The 22,432-nt window shown below is 74.2% G+C and carries 16 protein-coding genes; 10 read left to right on the top strand and 6 right to left on the bottom strand.

The window, feature by feature from the left end; translation table 11 throughout:
• Nucleotides 1-102: 102 nt before the first annotated feature.
• From ACIHAR_RS04265 to ACIHAR_RS04235, 7 genes are all read left to right on the top strand, one after another.
• Entirely contained in the window at nucleotides 103-1,377 is a 1,275-nt protein-coding gene (locus tag ACIHAR_RS04265; RefSeq protein WP_400016763.1) for an AAA family ATPase, read from the top strand.
• Nucleotides 1,367-5,989 carry an SAV_2336 N-terminal domain-related protein gene (locus tag ACIHAR_RS04260; protein WP_400016761.1) on the top strand — a complete coding sequence of 1,541 codons (4,623 nt, stop codon included), beginning with the start codon at nucleotides 1,367-1,369 and terminating at the stop codon, nucleotides 5,987-5,989. The genes ACIHAR_RS04265 and ACIHAR_RS04260 overlap by 11 nt, the downstream gene beginning before the upstream one ends.
• A 235-nt stretch (nucleotides 5,990-6,224) precedes the next feature.
• Complete coding sequence (locus tag ACIHAR_RS04255) at nucleotides 6,225-7,262, top strand: rod shape-determining protein (protein WP_365454550.1); 1,038 nt, start codon at nucleotides 6,225-6,227, stop codon at nucleotides 7,260-7,262.
• 290 nt (nucleotides 7,263-7,552) lie between these two features.
• Nucleotides 7,553-8,671 carry a beta-ketoacyl synthase N-terminal-like domain-containing protein gene (locus ACIHAR_RS04250; protein WP_365454547.1) on the top strand — a complete coding sequence of 373 codons (1,119 nt, stop codon included), beginning with the start codon at nucleotides 7,553-7,555 and terminating at the stop codon, nucleotides 8,669-8,671.
• Complete coding sequence (locus ACIHAR_RS04245; RefSeq protein WP_365454544.1) at nucleotides 8,668-9,246, top strand: hypothetical protein; 579 nt, start codon at nucleotides 8,668-8,670, stop codon at nucleotides 9,244-9,246. The genes ACIHAR_RS04250 and ACIHAR_RS04245 overlap by 4 nt, the downstream gene beginning before the upstream one ends.
• A complete protein-coding gene (locus ACIHAR_RS04240; protein WP_400016755.1) occupies nucleotides 9,243-10,643 on the top strand; it encodes a class I adenylate-forming enzyme family protein in 1,401 nt (466 codons plus the stop codon). Before ACIHAR_RS04245 ends, ACIHAR_RS04240 begins: the two co-directional genes overlap by 4 nt.
• The gene (locus ACIHAR_RS04235) at nucleotides 10,640-11,350 is read left to right on the top strand and encodes a thioesterase II family protein (RefSeq protein WP_400016753.1); all 711 of its coding nucleotides are present in this window, start codon (nucleotides 10,640-10,642) and stop codon (nucleotides 11,348-11,350) included. Before ACIHAR_RS04240 ends, ACIHAR_RS04235 begins: the two co-directional genes overlap by 4 nt.
• 47 nt (nucleotides 11,351-11,397) lie before the next feature.
• Here ACIHAR_RS04235 and ACIHAR_RS04230 read toward each other — a convergent pair whose 3' ends face one another.
• The 6 genes from ACIHAR_RS04230 to ACIHAR_RS04205 all read right to left on the bottom strand — a co-directional run bounded on the left by ACIHAR_RS04230 (nucleotide 11,398) and on the right by ACIHAR_RS04205 (nucleotide 16,410).
• Nucleotides 11,398-12,249, bottom strand: coding sequence for a hypothetical protein (locus tag ACIHAR_RS04230; protein WP_365454535.1), 852 nt, complete (start codon nucleotides 12,247-12,249; stop codon nucleotides 11,398-11,400).
• Entirely contained in the window at nucleotides 12,246-13,289 is a 1,044-nt protein-coding gene (locus ACIHAR_RS04225; protein ID WP_365454532.1) for a methyltransferase, read from the bottom strand. Before ACIHAR_RS04225 ends, ACIHAR_RS04230 begins: the two co-directional genes overlap by 4 nt.
• Nucleotides 13,290-13,443: 154 nt before the next feature.
• Nucleotides 13,444-14,577, bottom strand: coding sequence for a pyridoxal phosphate-dependent aminotransferase (locus ACIHAR_RS04220; RefSeq protein ID WP_400016750.1), 1,134 nt, complete (start codon nucleotides 14,575-14,577; stop codon nucleotides 13,444-13,446).
• Nucleotides 14,574-14,960: a cupin domain-containing protein gene (locus ACIHAR_RS04215; protein WP_400016747.1), complete on the bottom strand. Its 387-nt coding sequence runs from the start codon at nucleotides 14,958-14,960 to the stop codon at nucleotides 14,574-14,576. Before ACIHAR_RS04215 ends, ACIHAR_RS04220 begins: the two co-directional genes overlap by 4 nt.
• Nucleotides 14,960-15,898 (bottom strand): SAM-dependent methyltransferase, encoded by a 939-nt coding sequence (locus ACIHAR_RS04210; protein WP_400016745.1) that lies wholly within the window; start codon nucleotides 15,896-15,898, stop codon nucleotides 14,960-14,962. The genes ACIHAR_RS04215 and ACIHAR_RS04210 overlap by 1 nt, the downstream gene beginning before the upstream one ends.
• Nucleotides 15,899-16,092: 194 nt before the next feature.
• Entirely contained in the window at nucleotides 16,093-16,410 is a 318-nt protein-coding gene (locus tag ACIHAR_RS04205; protein ID WP_365454520.1) for a phosphopantetheine-binding protein, read from the bottom strand.
• Between the two features lie 706 nt (nucleotides 16,411-17,116).
• On the opposite strand from ACIHAR_RS04205, the gene ACIHAR_RS04200 reads away from it, so the two are divergent.
• From ACIHAR_RS04200 to ACIHAR_RS04190, 3 genes are read left to right on the top strand one after another with little or no spacing between them, the layout of a single operon-like run.
• On the top strand, nucleotides 17,117-18,064 hold the full coding sequence (locus tag ACIHAR_RS04200; protein ID WP_365454517.1) for a 2-dehydropantoate 2-reductase: 948 nt from the start codon (nucleotides 17,117-17,119) through the stop codon (nucleotides 18,062-18,064).
• Nucleotides 18,061-18,369: an acyl carrier protein gene (locus tag ACIHAR_RS04195; protein ID WP_365454514.1), complete on the top strand. Its 309-nt coding sequence runs from the start codon at nucleotides 18,061-18,063 to the stop codon at nucleotides 18,367-18,369. Before ACIHAR_RS04200 ends, ACIHAR_RS04195 begins: the two co-directional genes overlap by 4 nt.
• Nucleotides 18,366-22,427: an amino acid adenylation domain-containing protein gene (locus ACIHAR_RS04190; RefSeq protein WP_400016739.1), complete on the top strand. Its 4,062-nt coding sequence runs from the start codon at nucleotides 18,366-18,368 to the stop codon at nucleotides 22,425-22,427. The genes ACIHAR_RS04195 and ACIHAR_RS04190 overlap by 4 nt, the downstream gene beginning before the upstream one ends.
• Nucleotides 22,428-22,432: the final 5 nt, after the last annotated feature.

The following is a 22,432-nucleotide window of genomic DNA, read 5'->3' as shown; positions in this document are numbered from 1 at the left end:
CCCCGGAGGCGCCGCGCCTCGACCCGCCCGGCCGTCCCCCGATCACGTCGCCCCGATCCCCCCGCCTCCGCCCACCGAGTACGTCGCACGGAGAGATCCCCCATGCCGCACTGGTCCGTCTACACCGGGAACAGCCAGCCGCACGACGGCATCGACCGGCTGCCCGCCCCGCCACCCTGGCGGGCCTTCGACGGCGAGCCCGTCCTGCGACCGCCGCGGGACGGTGACGACGAGGCGGCCGTCTCCCCCGACCGCGTGCACCGCGCCCGCACGTACGTGGCCACCCCGGAGAGCGTCCAGCTGGTCAACGCCGCGCTGGTCCTGCGCCGCCCGCTGCTGGTCACCGGCCCGCCCGGCACCGGCAAGTCCTCCCTGGCGTACGCGGTGGCGCGGGAGCTGCGGCTGGGTCCGGTCCTGCGCTGGAACATCACCAGCCGCTCCACCCTGGCCGACGGCCTCTACCACTACGACCCCCTGTCCCGGCTGTACGCGGCCCGCCAGGCGGTGTGGCGTACCGGCGACGGCGATCCGTGGGCGGGCGTCCCCGGGGCGGGGATGCCGGGTGCGGGGATGCCGGGCGCGGGGATGCCGGGCGCGGTAGCACCCGGGGCGGGACTGTCCGGGGCGGGACTGTCCGGGGCGGAGACGCCCCGCGGGGCGGAGACGCCCGCGGCACGGGCATCCGGGGCGGGAACACCCGGCGCGGGGATGCCCGGTGCGGGAGCCCCCGGCGCGTGGACGTCCGGCCCCGGGACGCCGGGCACGAGGATGCCCGGGGCCGGCGGTGTCGAGGAGCATCTGCGGCTCGGCCCGCTCGGCACGGCCCTGCTCCCCTACGAGCGCCCTCGTGTCCTGCTGGTCGACGAGATCGACAAGAGCGACCTCGACCTGCCCAACGACCTGCTGAACGTCCTGGAGGAGGGCCAGTACGAGATCCCCGAACTGATGCGGGCCGCACGCCACTCGGCCGACGCCGGCACCGCCGAGGTCCTCGCCGACGGCACCGACACCCCGGTGACCGTGGCCCGCGGCCGGGTCCGCTGCCGCGCCTTCCCCTTCGTGGTGCTGACCAGCAACGGCGAGCGCGAGTTCCCGCCCGCCTTCCTGCGCCGCTGCGTCCGCCTCAAGCTGCGCCGACCCGACCGCGAGCAGCTCACCGAGATCGTCCGCGCCCACCTCGACACGCCGCCCGCCGAGGCGGACCACCTCATCGACCGATTCCTCGCCCGCGCCGCCGACGGCGAACTCGCCACCGACCAGCTCCTCAACGCCCTCTACCTCACCGGGGTCGCGGGCCTGGACGCGGAGTCCCGCGACGCCCTCGCTGACGAGCTGATGCCGTACCTGAGCGCCACGGCGGACGGCGATGGCTTCTGAGGCGGCGCCGGAAGAGGCCGGCGGTAGCGCCGTCGGCAGGCTGGCCGCGCTCCTGACCGCCGCCGGGCAGAACCCGCCGACCCCGCTGGAACTGGCGGAAGTGCTGTGGCTGGCCCGGCAGTTGGACGGGGGCGGGGAGGACGATCGACAGCGGGACGCGGAGAGCACGGCGGCGTCCGCGTCGCCCGCCGGCCCCGGCCTGGCGCCGGATCCCCCCTCCGCCCCCGCCGCCGGGACGCATCACGGCGACGGCCAGGTCGCGCTGCCGCCCGCGACCGAGCGGGCCCCGCTCGCCGCCCCCGCCGACCGCGTCCCCCTGCACCTTCCCGCACCGGCACGGCCAGCACCGTCACCGCCCCGCGAGGAGCCGGGTCCCCCGGGCGGCGGCTCGTCCTTGCTGGCACCGGCGCCCCCGATGCTCCCCCGCCCCCTCGCCCTCCAGCGGGCCCTGCGCCCGCTGAAGCGGAGGGTGCCGTCGGCGCGCGCCCGGCTCCTGGACGAGCGGGCCACCGCCGACCGCATCGCTCGGCTCGGCGCCCACCCGGACGTCTGGCTGCCCGTCCTGCGCCCGGCGCACGACCGCTGGCTGCGCCTCAACCTCGTGCACGACACCGGCCCCACCATGCCGGTCTGGCGGCCCCTGGTCCGCGAACTGCACACCGTACTGGCCCAGTCGGGCGTCTTCCGCACCGTCACCCTGCACCCGGCGGGACCCGACGGCCGCGCCCGGCACGTCCCCGACCCGGCGGACGGACGGACCGTCACCCTGGTCGTCAGCGACTGCATGGGCCCGCAGTGGCGGCCCGGCCCGGCGGGCGACCGCTGGTACGGCACCCTGCGCCACTGGGCCGCCCGGATGCCGCTGGCCGTCGTCCAGCCGCTGCCCGAACACCTGTGGCCGACCACGGCCCTGCCCGCCGAACCGGGCGTGCTGAGCTCCCCGTCCGCGGCCGCCCCGCTCTCCGCCCTCACCTTCTCCCCCCACGACCCGGACGCCGACCTCCCGCACTCCGCCGCCGTACCCCTGCCCGTCCTGGAACCGGGCGCCCCCTGGCTCGCCCACTGGGCGACGCTCGTGGCCGCCCCGGGCGGCGGCCGCACCCCGGGCGCCGCGGCCTGGCTCCCGCCGAGGCCGGGCGCACCGGCCCCGGCCGACGCGGCACCCGACCCCGCCTCCCTGACCGCACGCGACCTCGTCATGCGCTTCCGCGCCACCGCCTCCCCGGAGGCCTTCCGCCTCGCCGGTCACCTGGCGCTGGCCGTGCCCTCCGTCCCGGTGATGCGGCTGGTCCAGCGCGCCGTGGACCGCGATCCGCGCCCGCAGCACCTGGCCGAGGTGATCCTCAGCGGCATGCTCACCGCCGTCCCCGGCCCACCCGGCTCGTACGCCTTCCGCCCCGGCGTGCGCGACCTGCTGCTGCGGACGCTGCCGCGGACGGCGCGCGGGCGCACCCGGGAACTCCTGGAGCGGATGGGCGGATTGATCGACGAACGGGCTGGTCTGGCGGCCGGCGAGTTCCGCGCGCTCACCGACCGCGGCGACGGCACCGGGGGCGGTGAGACCTTCGCGACGGTGAGCGCGGAGACGGTACGACGGCTGGGAGCAAGCGACGAGGAGGCCGTACGGCAGCCGGTGGACGAGGCCGGGGCGGGGACGGTCGGCGGGCGCTACCGGCTGCTGGGACGGCGCGGACCGGGGCGGCGGATGTGGCAGGCCGTGGACACGCGGACCGAGGAGCCGGTCGTCGTCCACCTGTATCCGGAGCAGCCGGTCCCGCACGAGCGGTTCCTGCGGGAGGCCCGTGCGCTGTCGGAGGTCGACGATCCGCACGTGGTACGGGTCCGGGACTTCGGCGTGGAGGGGAAGACGCCGTACCTGGTCGCGGAGTTCGTGGACGGGGTGACGCTGACGGAGCTCATCGAGGGCAGCGGGCCGGGCGTCTCGTTCCCGGTGTTCGCCCGGCTGGTGAGCGAGGGAACGGCGGGCTTGGACGCCCTGCACCGGCGGGGCCTGGTACGCGGGCAGGACGGCAGGGAGGGCCTGCTGTTGCGCCCGGACGGGTCGGTCGTGTTCAGCCGGTTCGCCCTGGGCGAGGGGTCCCGCAGGTGGAACACGGCCTCGGACACCGCGGCCTTCCAGCGGATGCTGGGGCGGCTGGCCCCCCATGTGCCGGCCCCTCCCCGGTTCCGGACGCTCCTCGCCCGCATCGCGGAGGGTGCGATGCCGCCCTCGGCCCCGGCACGGCTCGCGGCAGCCGGAGACGCCGAACCGCCGCTGGGCATCCGGATGTTCGGCTCGCTGAGCGTCAGCAGTGCCCGGGCGCTCCCCGCCGAACCGTCCCCCGAGGCCCAGGCCCTGCTGTGCATGCTGGTCCTGCACTCCGGGCGCCGTATGACCTACGACCAGCTGGCCGGCGGACTGTGGGAACAGCCGCCCGCCGCTTCCGAGTCCGTCCACCGTGTCGACGCCCTGGCCACGGAGCTGCGCCGCATCCTGGGCCCCGGTACCCTCGCCGCCACGTCGGACGGCTACGCCCTGCACGCGGCCGACGCCCACGTCGATCTCTTCCACTGCGAGGACGTTCTCGCCGACCGGTCGTCCGACAGTGACCCGGAAGGACGACGCGCCCTGCTGGAGGACGCGCTCGGCATGCTCCGCGGCACCCCCCTGGACGGCGTCCCCGGCCCCGCCGCCCGTCGGACCCGCGCCCGGCTGCGCTCCCTCAGGATCGCCCTGCGCACCGCGCTGGCGGAGCTCGAGCTGGGGCTGGGCCAGTTCGACAGCGTGGAGAGCGCGCTCGAGGCCCTTCTCCAGGAGGACCCGGACAACGACGAGGCGCACCGCCTGCGGGCCCGCACCCGCGCGGCCCGGCGCGACAGCGCGCCGCCCCCTCGCCCCACCCTCCTCTTCCAGGCCGACACCGGCCTGAGCACCCGCCCCGAGGCCCGTATCTCCCTCGAGTACGCGGTGCACCAGGTCCTCGCCCGCGGCGACCTCACCCCGCAGCAGTACGAGGTGCGGGTGCGCCCCGACGGCTACCACGTCACGATCGACCCGGACGCCTACCTCCTCCCCGTCCTCGCCGCCCTCCTGCGCTGGCTCCCCGGCCCCCTCGCCGACCTGGCGAACGCGCCGCGTCTGCGGGTGACGTTCCAGGAGGGCGGACGGCAGGACGACGAGCCCTTCGAGCCCTTCGAGAGCGTCACCGGTGTCACCGCTCCCGTCGTGGTCCTGGTCACCCCCGGCCTCTACGAGGTCTTCGCCGACAGTTCCGCCGCCTCCGGGCCCCACCGTTTCCACCCGGTGCACGACATCGCCCCGGACCTTCCACCGGTCGCCTGGTACTGCCCGCTGCCGGCGCAACGCGTCGAGGACGAGGAGCGCGACCTGGTGCGGGGGCCGTTCATCACCCGGGACCTGGGTGCGCTGGGCATCCCCTCACCGGGCCGGACCGCCGTCGTCCACACGCGGTCCGACGGTCCGCTCACCCTTCTCGACCCCGCTCGGCCGCACGGCGGACGCCCGCCGCGGCCGGCGACGTACTACGAGGTCGACCTCACCCCGCACCGCGCCACCCACCGGGTGTCCCTGCCGAGTTCCGGCAAGGGGGACTTCACGGGGACGGTGGAGATGTCCTGGTGGGTCACGGACCCGGTGGCGTTCGTGCACGGACAGACGGTGAACGTGCCCGGCCGGCTGCTGGCCCACCTGCTGGAGAACGCGCCCCGCATCACCCGCCGCCACTCCGTGCGCCGGTCGGTCGGCGCTCAGCGTGCGGTCAACACCCAGCTGGGCGGGTGGCCGGTGCCGGGGCTGGCGGTGAGGTGCGAGGTGCGGCTGGGGCCGGAGTGGGCGCCGCCGCCCGAGCCGCGGCGTGCGGCCCCGGTGGCGCGTCCGGCCGGCGAGGCGCCCGCGAAGCGGACGCCGGCCGCTCTGCTCGCCGAGGCCGAGACCGTGCTGCTCGGATTCGACGGACCCCTCGTGCGTCTGTTCACGGCGACGACGGCGCGCCGGGCCGCGCTGGAGCTGCTGGCGCTCGCCGCCGAGTACCGGGACCCCGAGGACGCCCTGACGGGCCGCCCCCTCGCGGCCGCGTCGGCCCGGGAGTCGGTCGTGCATCCGCTGGACGTGCTACGCGTCTTCGCCCGCGATCCGGTCGGGCCCGTCCTGCGGAACCGTCTGGACACGCTGGAGACGGGCGCCGTACCGAACGCGCCGGCCACCCACCGGGCGGTGGCCCTGGTGCACGCGCTGCACGCGTCCGGGCGGCGGGTGGCCGTGGTGACCGACGCGTGCGAGGAGGCCGTCCACCGGTACATGGCGGCGTACGGGCTGCCGCCGACCGGGATCCACGGCCGCGGCCCGGACCTGAGTCTCCTCACGCCGGACCCGGACTGCCTGGTGCGCGCCCTGCGCTCCGGTGGCGCCCCGGCCTCGACGGGCGTCCTGGTGACCTCCTCGGTGGCGGAGCTGACCGCCGCCCGGCAGATCGGTCTGCGGGTCGTCGGCCTCGCCCGCAATCCGACCGTCGAGCAGGAGCTGCGGGGGGCCGGGTGCGAGGTGACGGTGCCGTCGCTGGCACCGGTGCTGGAGGCGGCCCGGGTGCTGTGACGCCACCCGTCCGCCGCCGCACCCCATAGCACCTCCGCGGGCCCGCGCCCGCCCCTCGGCGCGGGACACCACAGACGAAACCCCCGTTCGGCGGCGCCCCGCCCGGACCCCTCCAGCGGGCGCCCGCCCTTCCGGCCCCGCACGATGCCAAGGAGGCCACCGCCCCGGCGGCCCACACAAGGAAGGCCCGCCGGCCCGGCGGCCGCCACGGTCTGCGCTCTCGGGAGGACCCGCCATGACCGCCACTCTGGACCAGTTGCGCCGCTGCCACTTCGCCGTCGACCTGGGTGCGGCACGGACGCGCGTGTACGTGAAGGGAGCCGGACTCGTCGTCGACCAGCCGTCCGCCGCCGCCGTGAACACCCGCACCGGCGCGCTGATCGCCGTGGGAGAGCTCGCCGAGAAGATGACCGGCCGCACGCCCCACTACATCCGTGTCGTCCGGCCCGTCACCGGCGGCACGGTCGTCGACATCGAGATGGCGCAGCGCATGCTGCGGCACCTGATCGGCGACAAGATCCGCCGCCAGCTGCGCCGCAAGCCGTTCCTGCGCGCCGCCGCCTGCACCCCGCACGACGCCGGCCCGCTCGCCCAGCGCGCGACGATCGAGACGCTGGTCGGGCTGGGCGCCCGGCGGGTGGAGCTGGTGGACACGCTCATCGCGGCCGCCGTCGGCTGCGGGCTGCCCGTCGAGCGGCCCGAGGCCACCATGATCATGGTCTGCGGGGCGGCCGCGACCCAGGTCGCCGTGCTCTCCCTCGGGTCGATCGTGACCGCCGAGCGGATTCCCGTCGGCGGGGAGGCCGTGGACCACGCGATCGTGCAGCACCTGCGGCACGAGCACGAGCTGATGCTCCCGAGCCAGTCGGTACGGCCCCTGCAGCTCGCCCTGTCCGGCAACGGGCTCACCCCGCAGGGCCCGTCCCGCACGGAGATCCACGGCCGGGACGTCGCCACCGGTCTCGCCCGTTCCGTCCAGGTCGACACCGCGGCCGTGCGGGACGCGATCGAGACGCCGCTGACCGCGGTGCTCGACGGCATCGGCCGGGTGCTGCGGGAGTGCCCGCCCGACCTTGTGGCGGATCTCGTCGACCGCGGGATCATGATGGTCGGCGGTTCGGCGCTGCTCCCCGGGTTCGACCAGATGCTGCGGCAGGCCACCGGCATGCCGGTGCACATCGCCGATCGGCCCGACATCTGCGCCGCGCAGGGCCTCGGCGCGATGATGGAGGGCAGGATCCGGCCGCTGACGCTGGAGCCGATCTCGACCTGACGGCCCGACACCTCCACCCGACGCCCGGACACCTCGGACCTGCCGGCCCGCGTTCTCCCTCGAGCCCGTCCGTCTCCACCTGCGGATCCCCCATCACGACCCGAGGATCCGCCGGACCTCGTGGCCGGCGTCCCTTGCCACCCCAGAACCCCTTCGTTAAAATAAGATTGCTGTCTGCAAACAAAAAAACAGATCAGCAAATCGAGGCCATAAGAGCTTCGCTCGGAATATTTCTCGAGCACTTGGGGGATTAATTGGGGGGTTTTCCGGCAGCCGGCCGCGACCAGGCCGTGTGCATCACCGGAATGGGCTGGACGACAGCGCTCGGTGACGGCCTCGACGAGGTCTGGCAGCATCTGCTGAGCGGCCGCGACGGCATCCGGGCGTTACCGGAGGACGGCGCTCTGCCCGCACCGGCCGCCGCCCTCCTGACGGACGGCGGTCCGGCCGGGCCTCCGTCCGAGCGTCAGATCTCCCTCGCGGTGACCACCGCGACCGCCGCCCTGCGCCACGCCGGCTGCCCGGCCGGGGACGTCGGCGCCCTCGTCCTCGGCAGCAGCCTCGGCCCCCATGTGGACGACGCCGCCGACCTCTCGCCGCACGCACTGACGGCCGCCGTCGCCGAGCGGTTGGGCGTGGCCCGGTCCGCGTCGGTGAGCACCGCCTGCTCCTCCGGCGCCGACGCCCTCCTCGCCGGCGCCGCCCTGCTGACCTCCGGCGAGGCCGAACGCTGCCTGTGCGGCGGCATCGACCTGCTGACCGCGGGCAAGCTCCTCGGGCACCGGGCGCTCGGCACCCTCTCCGCCTCCGGCACCGTCCGCCCCTTCGACACCGGCCGCGACGGCACCCTCTTCGGCGAAGGCGCCGGCCTCCTGCTGCTGGAGACCCGGGCCGCGGCCGCGGCCCGCGGCGCCCGCGTCCTGGGCGAGCTGCGCGGCTGGGGCGCCTCCAACGACGGCACCGGCCCGACCGCCCCCGACGAGACCGGCGCCGGCGCGGTCCTCGCCGTGCGGCGCGCGCTGGCCCGGGCCGGGGCGGACACCGGCGACATCGCGGTCATCAACGCCCACGGCACCGGCACCCGCGCCAACGACGCGGCGGAGGCGGCCTGTTACGCCACCGTGTTCGGAGACGATCCGGACGCGGTCGTCTTCGCCACCAAACCCGCCTTCGGCCACACCCTCGGCGCCACCGGAGCCCTGGAGGCGATCGCCCTGCTGCTCGCACTGCGGCACCGCACCGTGCCCCCGCTGCCCCACACCCGCACCGTCATGCCCGAGCTCACCCCGGCCCTGGCGACCGACCGCCCCCGGCAGATCACCGGCTCCCTGGGCATCAGCCTCACCCTCGGCTTCGGCGGCTTCAACACCTGCCTGCTGCTGGCCGCGCCGGAAGGAGGCGCCGTATGAACCAGCCCCAGGCCGGCCACGACCAGGTCCATCGGGACCGGTGGTGCCCCGAAGGCGCCGTGATCACCGGCTCCGCCACCGTGCACGTCGACGACCCGGCCGCCGTCCGGCGCCGGATCCCCGGCGTGTACGCCGACCCGGTGGCCTGGCTGATGGCCGAGGCGGTGGCGGCCGCGCTGGAGGACTGCGGCGACGCCGCGCCCGGGCGGCCCGAGGAGGTGGGCGTGATCGGGGTGAGCGAGCACGCGACGCGGCACACCCTGCGCGCGCTCGCCGACGCCGTGCCGCGCGGCCGGCTCTCCCCGATGCGGTTCGCCGGTGCCGGGCCGGGCTCCCTCGTCGGCGTGATCTGCTCGGCGTTCGGCTTCCACGGCCCGGTGTCGATGCTGCCCATGCCCCTCGGGGCGGCCGTGACACCGGTGAGAGCCCTGTGCGGCGACTGGCTGCTCGGTGACCCGCCCGGCGCCGCACACGTCCTGGTCGTCACCCACACCACGACCGACGAAGGTAAACACCGGGCGCAGAGCCTGGTCGTCAGTGGGCCGGCGCCCACGCGGAGGCCCCGGAGAACATGACCCCGCAGAACAAGACGGAGCAGCACCTCGACCCCACCGTGGTCGGCGACTTCCTCGGCCGTGTCGAGGAGGTGTCGCCGGCGGAGGACCCCGGCCGGTCCGAGCTGTCCGCTCTGGTGGACCGGTTCGCCGCGCTGCCCGCCCCGCCCGGCGCGGTCGTCGTCATCGCCCTGCCGAACGGACTGCGCGCCCTGCGGTTCTTCTTCGCCGTCTCCCTCGCCGGCCACACCCCTGTGCTGCTCTCCCCCTCCACCCCCGTCAGCCGGGTCCGTGAGGTGGCCCGCGAGCTGGGTGCCTGCGCCCTGGTGCGGGCGGCGATCAGGACCGAGGGCGTCACCGGCGTCACCCGGACCGGCGGCGCCGACATGGGCGTCTTCACCGGCTGGGACCACCGGCACCACGGGCCCGGCCATGTGATCCTCATGAGCTCCGGCACCTCCGGCATGGCCACCGGCTGTCTGCACCGCGTGGACGCCCTGCTGCGCAACGCCCGCCGCCACGGCCGTTCCATCGGCCAGCGCGCGGACGACACGGTGCTGGTCAGCCTGCCCGTCTACTACTCCTTCGCCCTGGTCGCGCAGGTCCTCGGCGGCCTGGTGAGCGGCTCCCGCCTGGTGATGGCCGGCCCCCCGTTCTCCGTGGCCAACCACCTGGAGACCGTGACCGCCCGGGGCGTCACCGTCTCCTCCCTCACCCCGAGCCTGGTGAAGTCGATCGTCACCGCCGGCGGCGAACTGCCTCCGCCGCTGCGCACGCTCACCGTCGGCGGCCAGGCCCTCGACCCGTCGTACGTCTCCCGGCTGCTGAAGCTCAACCCCGACCTGGGCCTGTACGTGACCTACGGCCTGACCGAGGCCGGACCGCGCGTGTCCACGCTCGCCGCGCACCGCGAACCACCGCACCGGCACGGCTCGGCGGGGCTGCCGCTGGACGGCGTCGAGGTCCTCACCCGCCCCACCGACACCGGCGAGCGGGAGCTGCTGGTGCGCTCGGACACCGTCTACCGGCGCCGGGTGGGCGAGCCCGCGCCGTCCAAGCGCGGCGACCTGATCGAGCCGGGCCTGCTGGCCACCGGTGACATCGGGCACGTGGACGACGACGGATACGTGTACGTCCACGGCCGCTCCTCGGACTTCGCCATGGTGCGCGGCGAGAAGGTGTCGACGGCGACCGTGCGCCGGGCCGCCGAGTCGCTGCCCGGCGTGGTCCGCGCCGCGACCAGGATCGCCGCCGTCGACGAGGACTCCGCCGTCCTGGAGCTCGACGTCTACGTCGACGACGCCGTACCGCCGTCGGAGGCGGACATGCGGCGGCATCTGCGGTCACTGCTGACCCGCAACGAACTGCCGCTGACGGTCCGCATCCAGCCGCTGCGCGCCGGTGAGCACCACAAATGAGGGCTGTCGAACCGCTCACCCTGTACTGCGTGCCGCACGCGGGCGGCTCCGCCCGCAGCTTCACGCGCTGGCGGCGCGAGCTGCCGCCGGCGGTGCGGGCGCAGCCGCTGGAGATCGCCGGCAAGGGCCTGCGCTCGCGCGAACCCCGGCAGGCGACCCTGCGGGAGGCCGCGGCCGACCTCGCCCGGCGCGTCGACCCGCCGGGCCGGTACGCGCTGTTCGGCCACAGCATGGGCGGCCTGCTCGCCTACGAGACGGCCCGCGCCCTGCACGCGCTGGGCCGCCCCGCCCCCGAGTTCCTCCTCGTCGCCGCGACCCGCCCGCCGCACCTCCTCGGCGACTCCCCCTACGGCCCGCTGCTCGAGCTGGGCGACGACGACGCCCTGCTCGACGCGCTCGCCGGCCACGGCCGCATCCCGCCCGAGGTGCGCCGGTCACCGATGCGGCACCGGTTCGTGCCCGTCATCCGCGGCGATCTCGCCCTCGTCGTCGGCCACCGCCCCGACGCCACTCCCGAACCTGTCCCCGGCGACCTCGTCACCTGGTACGGCACCGGCGACCCCGACACCCCGCCCGAGGTGATGGCCGGCTGGCGGCACTACACGCTCGGCGAGCACCGTGTCGAGGGCTTCGACGGCGGTCACTTCTTCCCGCACGAGTGCTTCGGGGAGGTCGCGGCCCGGCTCGCCTGTCTCGCGCAGCGGTGAGCGGGCCGCCGACCCTCGGTCGGCGGCCCGCTCGCTGTCGGTGCCGGTCAGTGCTGCACCGGGCAGCCGTTCCCGCCGCCGCGCACCGGCGCGTCGGTGTCGTGCCGGGTACCGAGCAGCCAGTACGCCTCCTCCGCCGCCCGCCACAGCTCCGGGAAGAGCGCCAGCTGGGAGCGGGCCTCCAGCGTGGCCAGGGACCGGCCGCCCAGGCTCTGCGGCAGCTCGGCCGCGTCGTTCTCGCCGCTCTCCTTGCGCAGGCCCGGCTGACCGCCCAGCTGGGACCAGACCATGATCAGGTGGTGCTGTTTCCAGCCGAGGACACTGGCGTCGAACCTCAGCATCGCCTCCCGGACCAGAGCCAGGGACTGCGCCTCGGGCGAGCGCGGGCCGTCGTAGCCGTCGTCCTGCTGGGCGATCACGTCCTGCGGGGAGAGCCCGGCCCGCTCCAGGGCCTGCTCGTACGCCTTCCACACCGGCCGGGCCACGCGCCGCAGGTTGCGGTAGCCGGGCGAGTCCAGACCGGTGGCGTCCTCGGGCAGGGCGTTGCGCATCATCAGCAGGCTGTGCTGCGGCAGATGGTCGGTGAGCAGCCGCACCGCCTGCACGGTGACCTCGCTCAGCCCGGTGCACCGGTCGAACAGCCGCACCGCCTGCTGGAACCGGTCGTCGTCCAGGTGGGTGAGGGCCCGGCGCAGTTCGTAGTGGACCTGCACCCAGGCGTACTCGGTGATGAGGTGGGTGACCTGGAAGAACCGCTGGTCGGGGTGTTCGGTCTCGCTCTCCGGGACCAGCGCGCCGAGGGCGTCGGTGAGGTTCAGGACGTTCTCGTAGTTGCTGCCGCGGTCGAAGTCGTACGACAGCAGGGCGTTGGGCTCGTCGGGGTTCAGCGAGCGTTTCACCGGGCCGCCCCCTTGGTGAACTCGAGGAGCCAGTGACCGGGCAGCTCGAACCTCCTCGCGTCCGTGAGGGCGAGGCCCACCTCGGCCCCGAGGTCGCGCAGGTCGTCCCTGGTGCGTTCGCGGCCGCCCAGCAGGACCAGCATCAGCAGGTCGGCGTAGGCCGCCATCACCGGGTCCTTGCCGCTGTCCAGCAGCCGCTCGACGACCACGACCCGCCCGCCGGGGGCGAGCGCCTCCGCGCAGCGGCCGAGGATGCGGGCGGCGTCCCGGTCGCTCCAGTTGTGGAGGGTGTTGGCGATCAGGTAGACGTCGCCGCCGGCCGGCATCGGGTCGAAGAAGCTGCCGGCGACCAGGTCGCAGCGGTCCGCCACCGGGGCGACGGTTCCCTTGGCCTCCGCCACGACGCTCTCCAGCTCCAGCAGTGTTCCGCGCAGCGCGGGGTGCTCGGTGAGGAGCTTCAGCAGCAGGGAGCCGTTGCCGCCGCCGACGTCGACGACGTGTCCCACCGACGCCCAGTCGTAGATGCGGGCCAGTTCCGGCACGAGCCGGCTCGCGATGCGGGCGATGCCGGCGTTGAAGGACTTCTCGATGTCCGGATGTGCCTCCAGGTCCGCCCAGAAGGGCCGTCCGTGCGCCTGCTCGTAGACGGGCAGGCCGGTGCGTACGGCGTCCATGAGCCGGCCGACGGCCGGTTCGAAGCGGGCCTCCATCGCCCGGCTGGGGTCCTCGTAGTCCAGCCAGCGGCGCAGGTTGCTCGGATGGCCGGCGAGCAGCACCCGGCCGACGTCGGTCAGTTCGTACGCCTTGCCCGCGCCGTCGGGGGCGTCGGTCTCCGTGAAGAGGCCGAGGAGGCTCACGTAGTGCAGGACCCGGCCCAGGGACTGCTCGTCGGTGCCGGTCTCGGCGGCCAGGGCGGGCACGGTCCGGTGGCCCTGCTCGACCAGGTCGGGCAGGCGCAGCGTCGCGGTCACACGCACGGCGGTGGGTGTGAACCCGGAGCCCAGCGCGAGGATCGTGTTCAACGGGTCGTGACGGAACACGCAGTTGCTCCTTGTCATGCTCGTTCGTGGGGAGGTTTTCGCCGGGCGTCCCGGAGGTCCGGGGCTGGGCCTGAGCGGGACGGGAATGCCGGGGCGCCGAGCGGACGGCCGGGGGCCGCCCGAAGCCGTCGGGAGACGGTCCGGGGGTTTCTCTCTATGTCCGGGGGTTTCTCTCTATTTCGTCGAGGGCGTCGAGAAACCGCACGAGGTCTTCCTGGGTGCCGAGAGAGGTACGCAGGAATCCAGGGAATCCGAACAGTCCCGCATTGCGAACGAGAATGCCGAAATCTGCGGCGAGGCGATCCTGTGCCGAGGCGCAGTCCCGGGCCGCGACCGCGACGAAATTGGTCACCGAGGGAAGGTGTGCGCGCCCCCGCCGGCCCAGTTCGGCGGTGAACCAGCTGCGCCGCTCGGCGGTGGTGCGGCGCACCCCGTCGACGAAGTCGCGGTCGCCGAGGGCGCTGACCGCGGCCGCCTGCGCGAGCCGGTTCACGCTGAACGGCAGCGAGCGCAGCGTGTGCCGCAGCGCGGCGATCAGCGCGGGCCGGCCCACGGCGTAGCCGACGCGGAGCGCGGCCAGTCCGTACGCCTTGGAGAAGGTCCGCAGCGCGACGACCGGCGCGTCCCCGTCCAGCAGGTCTCGGATCTGCGGGGTGCCCGGGTCGGCGAACTCCATGTAGGCCTCGTCGCACACCAGCGGTACGCCGCTGCGGCCCGAGGCGTCCACCAGAGCGGTCAGCTCCTGCCCGGTGTGGGCCGCGCCGCTGGGGTTGTGCGGGTTGCAGAGGTAGCCGATCCCGTGCTCGGGCAGTCGCGCGGCGAACGCGTCCACGTCGACGTCCGTGCCCGACAGCGGTACGGCGGTGCAACCACGGCCGGTGAGCTCCAGGCAGGACCGGTATCCGGGGAACGTGCCGTCGGTGACGAGGCCGGGGCGGGCGCGGTCCCCGAGCGTGAGGGCGGTGGCCAGCACGAGTTCGTCGCTGCCGTTGGCCACGGCGATGTGGTCCGGGGTGACGTCCCAGTGCTCGGCGAGGGCACGGACCAGTTCCCGCCGTTCCGGGTCGGGATAGACGTTGACGCGTTCCAACTCCCGCTCGGCCGCCCGGAGCGCCGCCCGACTGGCACCGCAGGGGCTCTCGCTCAGATGCAGCCGGATGAGGTGGTCGGCACCGGGGACACTCGCGTTGAACGTTTTCGCGGGGGCGGTCGGGGTCGTTCCCCCGGGTGTCGCCGTCCGGGGAGCGCCAGGGGTCGTCGTCCCCTCGGCCGCGGGTGCCCGGGTCACAGGCGGTCCCCCAGGAGGACGCCGAAGCAGTAGCTGCCGACCTCGGCCTCGAGTGTCAGGAAGCAGTGTTCGCTGCCGGCGGGGATGCGCATCACGGCGGGGGACACCAACTCGTGCCGTCGGCCGTCGAGTTGCACCTCGATGCGGGCGCCGCCCTTGGTGGGGGAGACCAGCAGGTACAGCTCGTCGACCGGGTGGGTGTGGGGTGCGGCGACGGGTTTGCCGACCAGGGCGCTCAGCTCGCCGCCGGCGAGCTGTACGGGCAGGCCGCCGAACATGTCGGCGGTGAGGTAGAAGGGCGCGGGCTGGTGGTGCCCCGCCACGGCGAGGGGGACGGGCAGGTCCTCGACGATCTCGGGGCCGGCCGCGGACGGCTCGCTCATCACTGGGCCTCCAGGACGAAGAGGTAGGTGTGCGGCGCGCCGAAGGGGATCGTGCGGCGCAGGTGCAGGCCTCCCTCGCGGAAGAGGTTCTCGTACTCCTCCCGCGTGTAGATCGGGACCCCCATCAGGGCGTGCGCCAGCTCGAAGCCGCTGGAGAACACCGGCAGGGTGTCGCCCTCGCCGCGCGGGCGGACGGTGGTGTCGCCGAGCAGGAAGGTGTGGGCGTTCGGGAACGCCTTGCGCAGCGCGGGGATGACGTCCATCCGGGTGCTCGGGTCGACGAGCAGGTCGTGCAGGAACATGAAGCTCGTCGCGACGTCCACCTGGTCGGCGCCCTCGATGCGGCGGCCGCGGAAGAGGACGTCCAGGACGTCGGCGCAGATCGGCTGGACCCGGTCGGTCAGTCCGTAGCGTTCGACGGTGCCGGCGGCCAGTTCGGTGGCCGAGGCGCTGATGTCCAGGCCCAGGCCGCGGGCGCCGGGGCGGGAGGCGACGAGGCGGCACACGCGTTCGCTGATGCCGCTGCCCAGGTCGGCGATGACGGAGAAGTCGAGTTCGGCGATCTGCTCGTCGAGGAGATGCCGCATCAGCGCCATGTCGGCCTGGGCCGAACCGAGCGCCACCATGGCCTCGTTCCGCAGGACGTCCCGTCCGAAGACGCGTTCTCCGCGCGTTATGGCAGCGGCACCGGCGAACACGTCGTGGTATCCGCCGACCCCCCAGGTGAAGAACCCGATTTTTCTGCGGAGTTCGCTCCAGGCCGGAGCGGGGGTCACCCGGTCGCCGGTCACGACGAGTTGTCCGAAGGCCTCGGCCACGGACAGCAGTTGACGGAAAACGCTTTCGTCCAGCTTCCGCAGTCGACAGTACTCGGTGACATTTAAATGGTTCGACTCGTCGAACCAGGCGAACAGACCGAGTTGCTCCAAGGCGAACACGACATTCGTGGAGATGAATCCGTTGAAAGCGGTGTCGGCGTCGAGCGGCGTCTTCGCGTCTCCACGCCATTCAGGGGGAGGAACAAAGTTTTCGGCTAACTCTTTTATGCCGTCGCGGGATACGGGAGCAGTCACAGGCAGAGCCTTCCTTGTTGATTTCGGTCGGTCGGCGGACAAGCCGGTCGGCCGACCGGTCACGCTGAGGGAGACGTGGCGGCGATACGTTCCACCGCTACCGCGAGTTCGCGGACGGTGGGATGGTCGAAGAACAGTCGATTGGGCAGGCGGAGCCCGAGCTGCCGGCGGAGCCGGATCAGCACCTGTGTGGCCTTCAGGGAATGGCCACCCGCTTCGAGGAAAGAGGTGTCGTCGTCGAAGTCGTCATGCCCGAGGACCTCGACCCACGCGGCTCTGACCTGGTCCTTCGTTGTCTGTGCGGGCGCGCTCACCGGCGCCTTGGAATGCGTCGCGGAATGCGGTTCTGGACGTGTTTTCACACCGTCGTCGCTCAAAAGGGAGTCCCCTGCGTCAGTGTGGCTCACGGTTCGTCGCCCTGGAATCGGCGCAGCCGAAGAACGGCCCCGCGCATGGGCGTGGCTGAGTGAAGTTTCAATTGTTGATCCCCCGTAGAACGGGCGCACAACCGGTGGGTCAAACCGGTTCGGGCCCCTGAGGTGAATGCTCACCATGGCAGCAAGATTGCCGATATCGGAGCGTAGGCAGCGGCCATCGAGCCAGTCAAGGGTCGATTGTCGGCCACCCCCGACCGGCGGTGTCGGCCAGCACTTCGACGCCGCGTGTCAACCGCCCGCAGCAGGTAGGTGCATCGGCCAGCCGGTTGGCCGAAAAGCAAGTTGACGGCCTGAAGTCGGCCCCCCTACGGTCGGTGAGGCGTTTGTTAACGCAGCATTACAGGGCTGCGCGGTGCTGACATGATCCGGCGCGACAGGGGGAATGATGTACGCCGCCACGGGGGACTGCAGACGGGCCGACCGACCGGTTCGGCACTTCGTCGGAGTCCTTTCCGAAATCCACTGAACGTACGATCGCCGACTGCCCGACCAGCAGCCGCCCGATCCTTCGGAGGCCTTGCCGGCCTTTCCGTTCCCGTTTTTCTGTTCCTGTTCCTTCATCCGGTGTCCCTTTGGGCTGCCCGCCGCACGCGGTGCGGGCCCGCGAGGCACCGGCACTCGCCACGAGATGCATCAGGGAAGCGTGTTGAGGCATGCGATTCTGGGCGCCGGCGGAGTGGGGCTCGCCCTCGGGGCGGCGCTGACCCGCGGCGGCCACGACGTCACGCTGGTGATGCGGGAGTCCACCCGGGCCCGCTACTCCGGCGTGATCGACGTCCACAGCAGGCTGCGCGGAGACCACTCCGTGAAGGCCCGCGCCGTCGACCGGCTCGACGAACCGGTCGACGTCCTGTGGGTGACCGTGAAGGCGCCCGCCCTCGGAGCCGCCCTGGCCCGGATCGCCGCGTCATCGGCGCCGGGCGCGGTGGTGCCGCTGCTCAACGGGCTCGACCATCCCCGGCTGCTGCGCGCCCGGTTCGGCACGCGCCAGGTCGTCGGGGCGATCCGTGTCGAGGCCGAGCGCACGGGGCCGGGCCGGGTGACGTGGAACTCGCTGTTCGCCGAGGTCAGTCTGGCTGCGGAGGAGGCGGACCCCGGCGGCACCGCCGTCACCTCCCTCGGGCAAGCCCTGGCCGACGCCGGCATCGGCTGCGTCCACGAGCCGGATGCGGCGAGCGTCCTGTGGCGCAAGCTGGTCCTGTTGCTGCCGCTGGCCCTGGCCACCACCGCGGCCGACGGCCCGCTCGGCGTCGTCCGCCGGCAGGCCGGGCTGCTGACGCTGCTGCACGGCGCCGCACGGGAGGCGTGCGCCGTCGCGGCGGCCGACGCCGTCGCGGTGGACGACCGGAACCTGGTGCGCACCCTCGACAAGCTGCCGGGCCGGACCGACACCTCCCTGCACCGGGACGTGGCCGCGGGCGTCCGGCCCACCGAACTCGCCGCGCTCACCGAGCCGGTGCTGCGCCGCGCCCGGGAGCACCACGTTCCCGTCCCCGCGATCGCCGAACTGGCGCGCAGGGCCGCGGAACGGGAACGGCAGGCGGAAACTCCCGCGCCGCACGGATCCACCTACAGCAATGGAGAGACGTCATGACAGTCGGTTCGGGCGAGAAGCAGGCCGAAGCCCTGGAAGCGACCCTGAAGGAGATCCTCGTCGAGGACCTCTTCCTGGACGTGCCCGCGGACCGCATCGGGGACGACGACGGTCTGCAGGACGTCCTGGGCCTGGACTCCCTCGGGTTCGTGGAACTGCGGGCCCAGTGCGAGCAGCGCTTCGGCGTGAAGATCACGGACGCCGAGTTCACCCCGATCCACTTCCACTCGGTGCGCACGGTGGCCGACCTGGTGCGCACCCTGCGCGCGAAGGCGGCCGGCGAGCACGTGGCGGTCCCGAAGTGAGGGAACCGGCCTCCTCCGAGCAGCTGGACGTCTGGCTCGCCTGCCAGCGGGAACCGGAGTCCGACCGCTACAACGTCACCGTCGACCTGGAGTTCACGCCGGCCGTCGACGTGCCGGCGCTGCGAGCCGCGCTCGGCGACGTCCTGCGCGCCCATCCGGCGCTGCGCGGCGCCTTCACCACCGAGGGCGGCGAGCTGTGGCGCACCACCGAGCCCGACCCGCCGCTCGCCTTCGTCACCGAGCGGATGCCCGGCCGCTACGACCGTGCCGAAGCCCTCGCCCACGCGGTCGTCGCCGCGCGCGCCCCCTTCGACCTCGCCACGGCACCGCTGCTCCGGGCGACCCTGCTGACCGCGGACGGCGGTGCCCTGCTCGCCGTCACGATGCACCACATCGTCTCCGACGGCTGGTCCAGCCGGATCCTCGCCGAGGACCTGGTGGCGGCGTACCGCTCGCGGGCGGCGGGCGGGCCGGGCCCGAGGCCGCGCGCCGTGTCCGACAACGATGCCGACCTCGGCGACCAGGCCTTTCCCGACCACCACGGCATGTCCGGCACGTCCGGCGCGGACGCGGACACCGGCACCGGCACCGGCACCGGCACCGGTTCCGACGACGACGCCGAAGCCGACGCGTACTGGGCCTCCGTCCTGCGCGACGCCCCCGCCTCGCTCGCGCCCCCGCACGACCTGGTGCCCGAGGACGGTTTCCCCGGCTCCTCCGGACGGGTGGAGGTCGTGCTGCCGGCCGAGGTGAACGCGGGTGTCCGTGCCCTGGCCTCCGCGGAACGCAGCTCCCCCGCCGTGGTGCTGCTCGCGGCGTGGTCGGTGCTGCTGCACGCGTGGGCCGGCGAGTCCGAGGGCACCTTCGGCATGGTCTTCGCCGGTCGCCGGGACACCGACGCCGAACGGGTCGACCTGTTCAGCCGGGCGCTGCCGATGCGTGACCGGCTGAACCCGGAGGACCGATTCCTCGAGGTGACGGCCCGGCTGCGCGACCAGATGCTCGACGCGATGGAGCACGCCCACCTCCCCATGCGGCGGCTGCGTGAGATCCGCAGCGAGCAGGCGGACGGGCCGGGCGTGGAGCGCACGGTGTTCATGTACACGCCCGCGTACGAGGACGAGTGGCGCGCCGGCGACGTGACCGTCCGCCGCTTCGACCACCCCGACGAGACGACGAAGTACGAGTTCTCGCTGAACGTGCTGGAGGGCTCGGCCGGCACCCGGCTGTGCGTCTTCTACGACACCGCGCGCTACCGCCCCGCCACCGCCGAACTCTTCGCCGGGGAGCTGCGCGAGCTGCTGGCCCGCGCGGTGGCCGATCCGGCCGCGACCTGCGGCGAGCTGCTCGCGGTCTGCGACCCGGGCCTGCCGGCGGTCGCCGCGCACGGCGCGCCCGTGGTGTCACCGGCGCCGGGCATCCCGGAGCTGGTGCTGCGACACGCGGCCGCCCGCCCGGACGCCGTCGCGGTACGACACGGCGAGCGCGTCCTCACCTACGGCGAACTCGGCGCCCGCGCCGGCGAGCTGGCCGGCTGGCTGCACGCCCGGGGCGTCACCCCCGGCGACACCGTCGCCCTGCTGCTCTCCCCCGGCATCGACACCCCGGTGTTCTGGCTGGCGAGCGCCCTCGCCGGGGCCGCCTACCTCCCCCTCGACCCGGCCTACCCGCAGGCCCAGCTCCAGCTGATTGTGGACGACGCCCGCCCGGCCGTCCTCGTCGTCGACCCGGACTGCGGACCCGACCTCACCGTGCCGGAGGGCACCGCCGTACGGCTCGACCGGGTACTGGCCGACGCACGCGGGGCGGCGGTGCCCGAGGTGCCGTACGACGACGCCGCGACGCTGTGCGTGCTGTACACCTCCGGGACCACCGGCCGCCCCAAGGGGGTCGTGCTGCCGCACCGCGGGCTGGCCCGCCTGTTCCAGCGGCCCGACTTCATCCCGCTCGACGGGACGGACGTCGTCGCGCAGCTGTGCCCGCTCAACTTCGACGGCGCCAGCTACGAGATCTGGGGCGCCCTGACGCACGGCGCCGAGCTCCTCGTCCTCGACAAGCACCTGGTGCTCAGCCCTCGCGAGATGCGGGCCGTCGTCCGCGAGCGCGGGGTGACGACGCTGCTCGTGACGACCCCGCTGCTCAACCGGATCATCGAGGACGCCCCCGACATGCTGCAGTCTCTGCGGCGGGTCTACTTCGGCGGCGAGTTGATCTCGGTGCAGCACATGCGCCGTGCGCTGCGCTGGAGCCGTCCCGGCGTGCTGCTGCACAGCTACGGTCCCACCGAGAACTCCTTCACCTCGACGTGGTTCCCGATCACCGACCTCGCGGCGAACGCCCGCACCGTCCCCATCGGCCGGCCGGTGCCCGGCACCGAGGTGCGGGTGGTGCAGGAGGGCGGCACCCGGCCGGTGCCCCGCGGCGTGCCCGGCGAACTCCTGCTCGGCGGGGTCGGGTTGGCCGACGGCTACCTCAACGCGCCCGGCATGACCGCCGAGCGCTTCGTCACCGACGGCACCGCCCGGCTCTACCGAACCGGCGACCGGGTGCGCTGGACGCCGGACGGCCTGCTGGAGTTCATCGGCCGCAACGACAACCAGGTGAAGATCCGCAGCCAGCGCGTCGAACTCGGCGAGGTGGAGGCGGTACTGGACGCCCACCCGGCCGTCGAGTCGGTCTTCGTCACCACCCGTGTCAACCGGCGCGGCGAGAAGGAGATCGTCGCCTACGCGGTCGCCGCGCCCGGCACGGACCCCGACGAGATCGGCCGGCACGCCAAGCTGCGGCTGCCCGTCTTCGCCGTCCCGAGCCACCTCGTGCTCGTCGACGAGCTCCCGCTCACCCCGACCGGCAAGATCGACCGGCGCCGGCTGCCGGACGTGGACCGGCAGCCCAACCCGCCGACGCCCGCCGCCCCGGCTCCACCCCCGCAGGTTCCCGCCGCCGCCCCGCCCTCCGTCCTGGACGGCGTACGGGCGGCCTGGCGGGCGGTGCTGGAACACGACGGCTTCGGATCCGACCGCAACTTCTTCGACGCGGGCGGCCATTCGCTGCTGCTGGTCCGGTTGCGGGAGCAGCTCAGGCGCACCACCGGCGTCGACGTCCCGGTCATCGACCTGCTGCGGCACGTCACGGTCCGGGACCAGGCCCGTCTGATCGCCACGACCGGCCGGCCGACGGATGCCCCGGTGGCCGCGCCCGCCGCCGGCGCCGTGCCCCGACGGGCCGTCAGGCAGGCGCCGTCGACGCGTCCGGCACGGGCGGGGACGACCGTGGAGCAGAGCCCCCGGCACCACGTCCTCGCCCTCTCCGCCGCCACCGCCGACGCGCTGGCCGTCGCCCGGGAGCGGCTGGCCGCATATCTGGAGGCGCATCCGGAGGCGGCGCCGGCGGACGTCGCGCACACCCTGGACCGAGGTCGCGAGCGGTTCGCGCACCGGTTCGCCGTGGTGGTGGCCGACCGTGCGCAGGCGATCCGGGCTCTGCGCGACGGCCGGGCGACCTGCGGCCACGTCACCGGGGCCGCCCCCGCCGTGGTGTTCGCCTTCGCGGACGGCACCGACCTCGCGCTCCAGCTCCGCCTGGCCGAGCGGTACGCCGAGCGGGGCGTCACCCCGGCGGCCGTGTACGGCGCCGGCAGCGGCAGGATCGCGGCGGCGGTGGTCTGCGGTGCGCTCGGACCGGAGGAGGGGCACCGGCTCGCGGAGGACCGGTCCGCACCGGTACGGGCCATGCCCGCACCGGTGCGCCCCGCGCTGCTGTGGAGCACCGCGCTCGGACCGGTCGCGCCCGACGGGCCCGCCCCGCAGGAGGAACACCTGACGGCCGAGGGCGAGCCCGAGAAGCTGCTCCAGGCCGCCCGGGACCGGCTCGGCGAGGTGGCCGTCGTCGACGTACCGGCGGCGGACCTCGACGACGAAGACCTGCTCAAGACCGTCGCCGCCCTGTGGTGCCAGGGCGTCGAGGCACGGCTGACGCCGCCCGGCCCGGCCCGTCGGCTGCGGCTTCCCGGCCACCCCCTGTCCTGGGCGCATCCCGCCCGCCCCGACCACTCGTGAACGTC

It is taken from the genome of Streptomyces sp. NPDC052016 (assembly GCF_044548445.1).
GTDB lineage: Bacteria > Actinomycetota > Actinomycetes > Streptomycetales > Streptomycetaceae > Streptomyces.
This window is presented reverse-complemented; position numbering and strand designations above follow the sequence as displayed.

What these genes read in the sequence shown, in the direction of transcription:
- ACIHAR_RS04265 (WP_400016763.1), top strand. Translation starts at nt 103, where the DNA reads ATGCCGCACTGGTCCGTCTACACCGGGAACAGCCAGCCGCACGACGGC.
- ACIHAR_RS04260 (WP_400016761.1), top strand. Translation starts at nt 1,367, where the DNA reads ATGGCTTCTGAGGCGGCGCCGGAAGAGGCCGGCGGTAGCGCCGTCGGC.
- ACIHAR_RS04255 (WP_365454550.1), top strand. Translation starts at nt 6,225, where the DNA reads ATGACCGCCACTCTGGACCAGTTGCGCCGCTGCCACTTCGCCGTCGAC.
- ACIHAR_RS04245 (WP_365454544.1), top strand. Translation starts at nt 8,668, where the DNA reads ATGAACCAGCCCCAGGCCGGCCACGACCAGGTCCATCGGGACCGGTGG.
- ACIHAR_RS04240 (WP_400016755.1), top strand. Translation starts at nt 9,243, where the DNA reads ATGACCCCGCAGAACAAGACGGAGCAGCACCTCGACCCCACCGTGGTC.
- ACIHAR_RS04235 (WP_400016753.1), top strand. Translation starts at nt 10,640, where the DNA reads ATGAGGGCTGTCGAACCGCTCACCCTGTACTGCGTGCCGCACGCGGGC.
- ACIHAR_RS04215 (WP_400016747.1), bottom strand. Translation starts at nt 14,960, where the DNA reads ATGAGCGAGCCGTCCGCGGCCGGCCCCGAGATCGTCGAGGACCTGCCC.
- ACIHAR_RS04195 (WP_365454514.1), top strand. Translation starts at nt 18,061, where the DNA reads ATGACAGTCGGTTCGGGCGAGAAGCAGGCCGAAGCCCTGGAAGCGACC.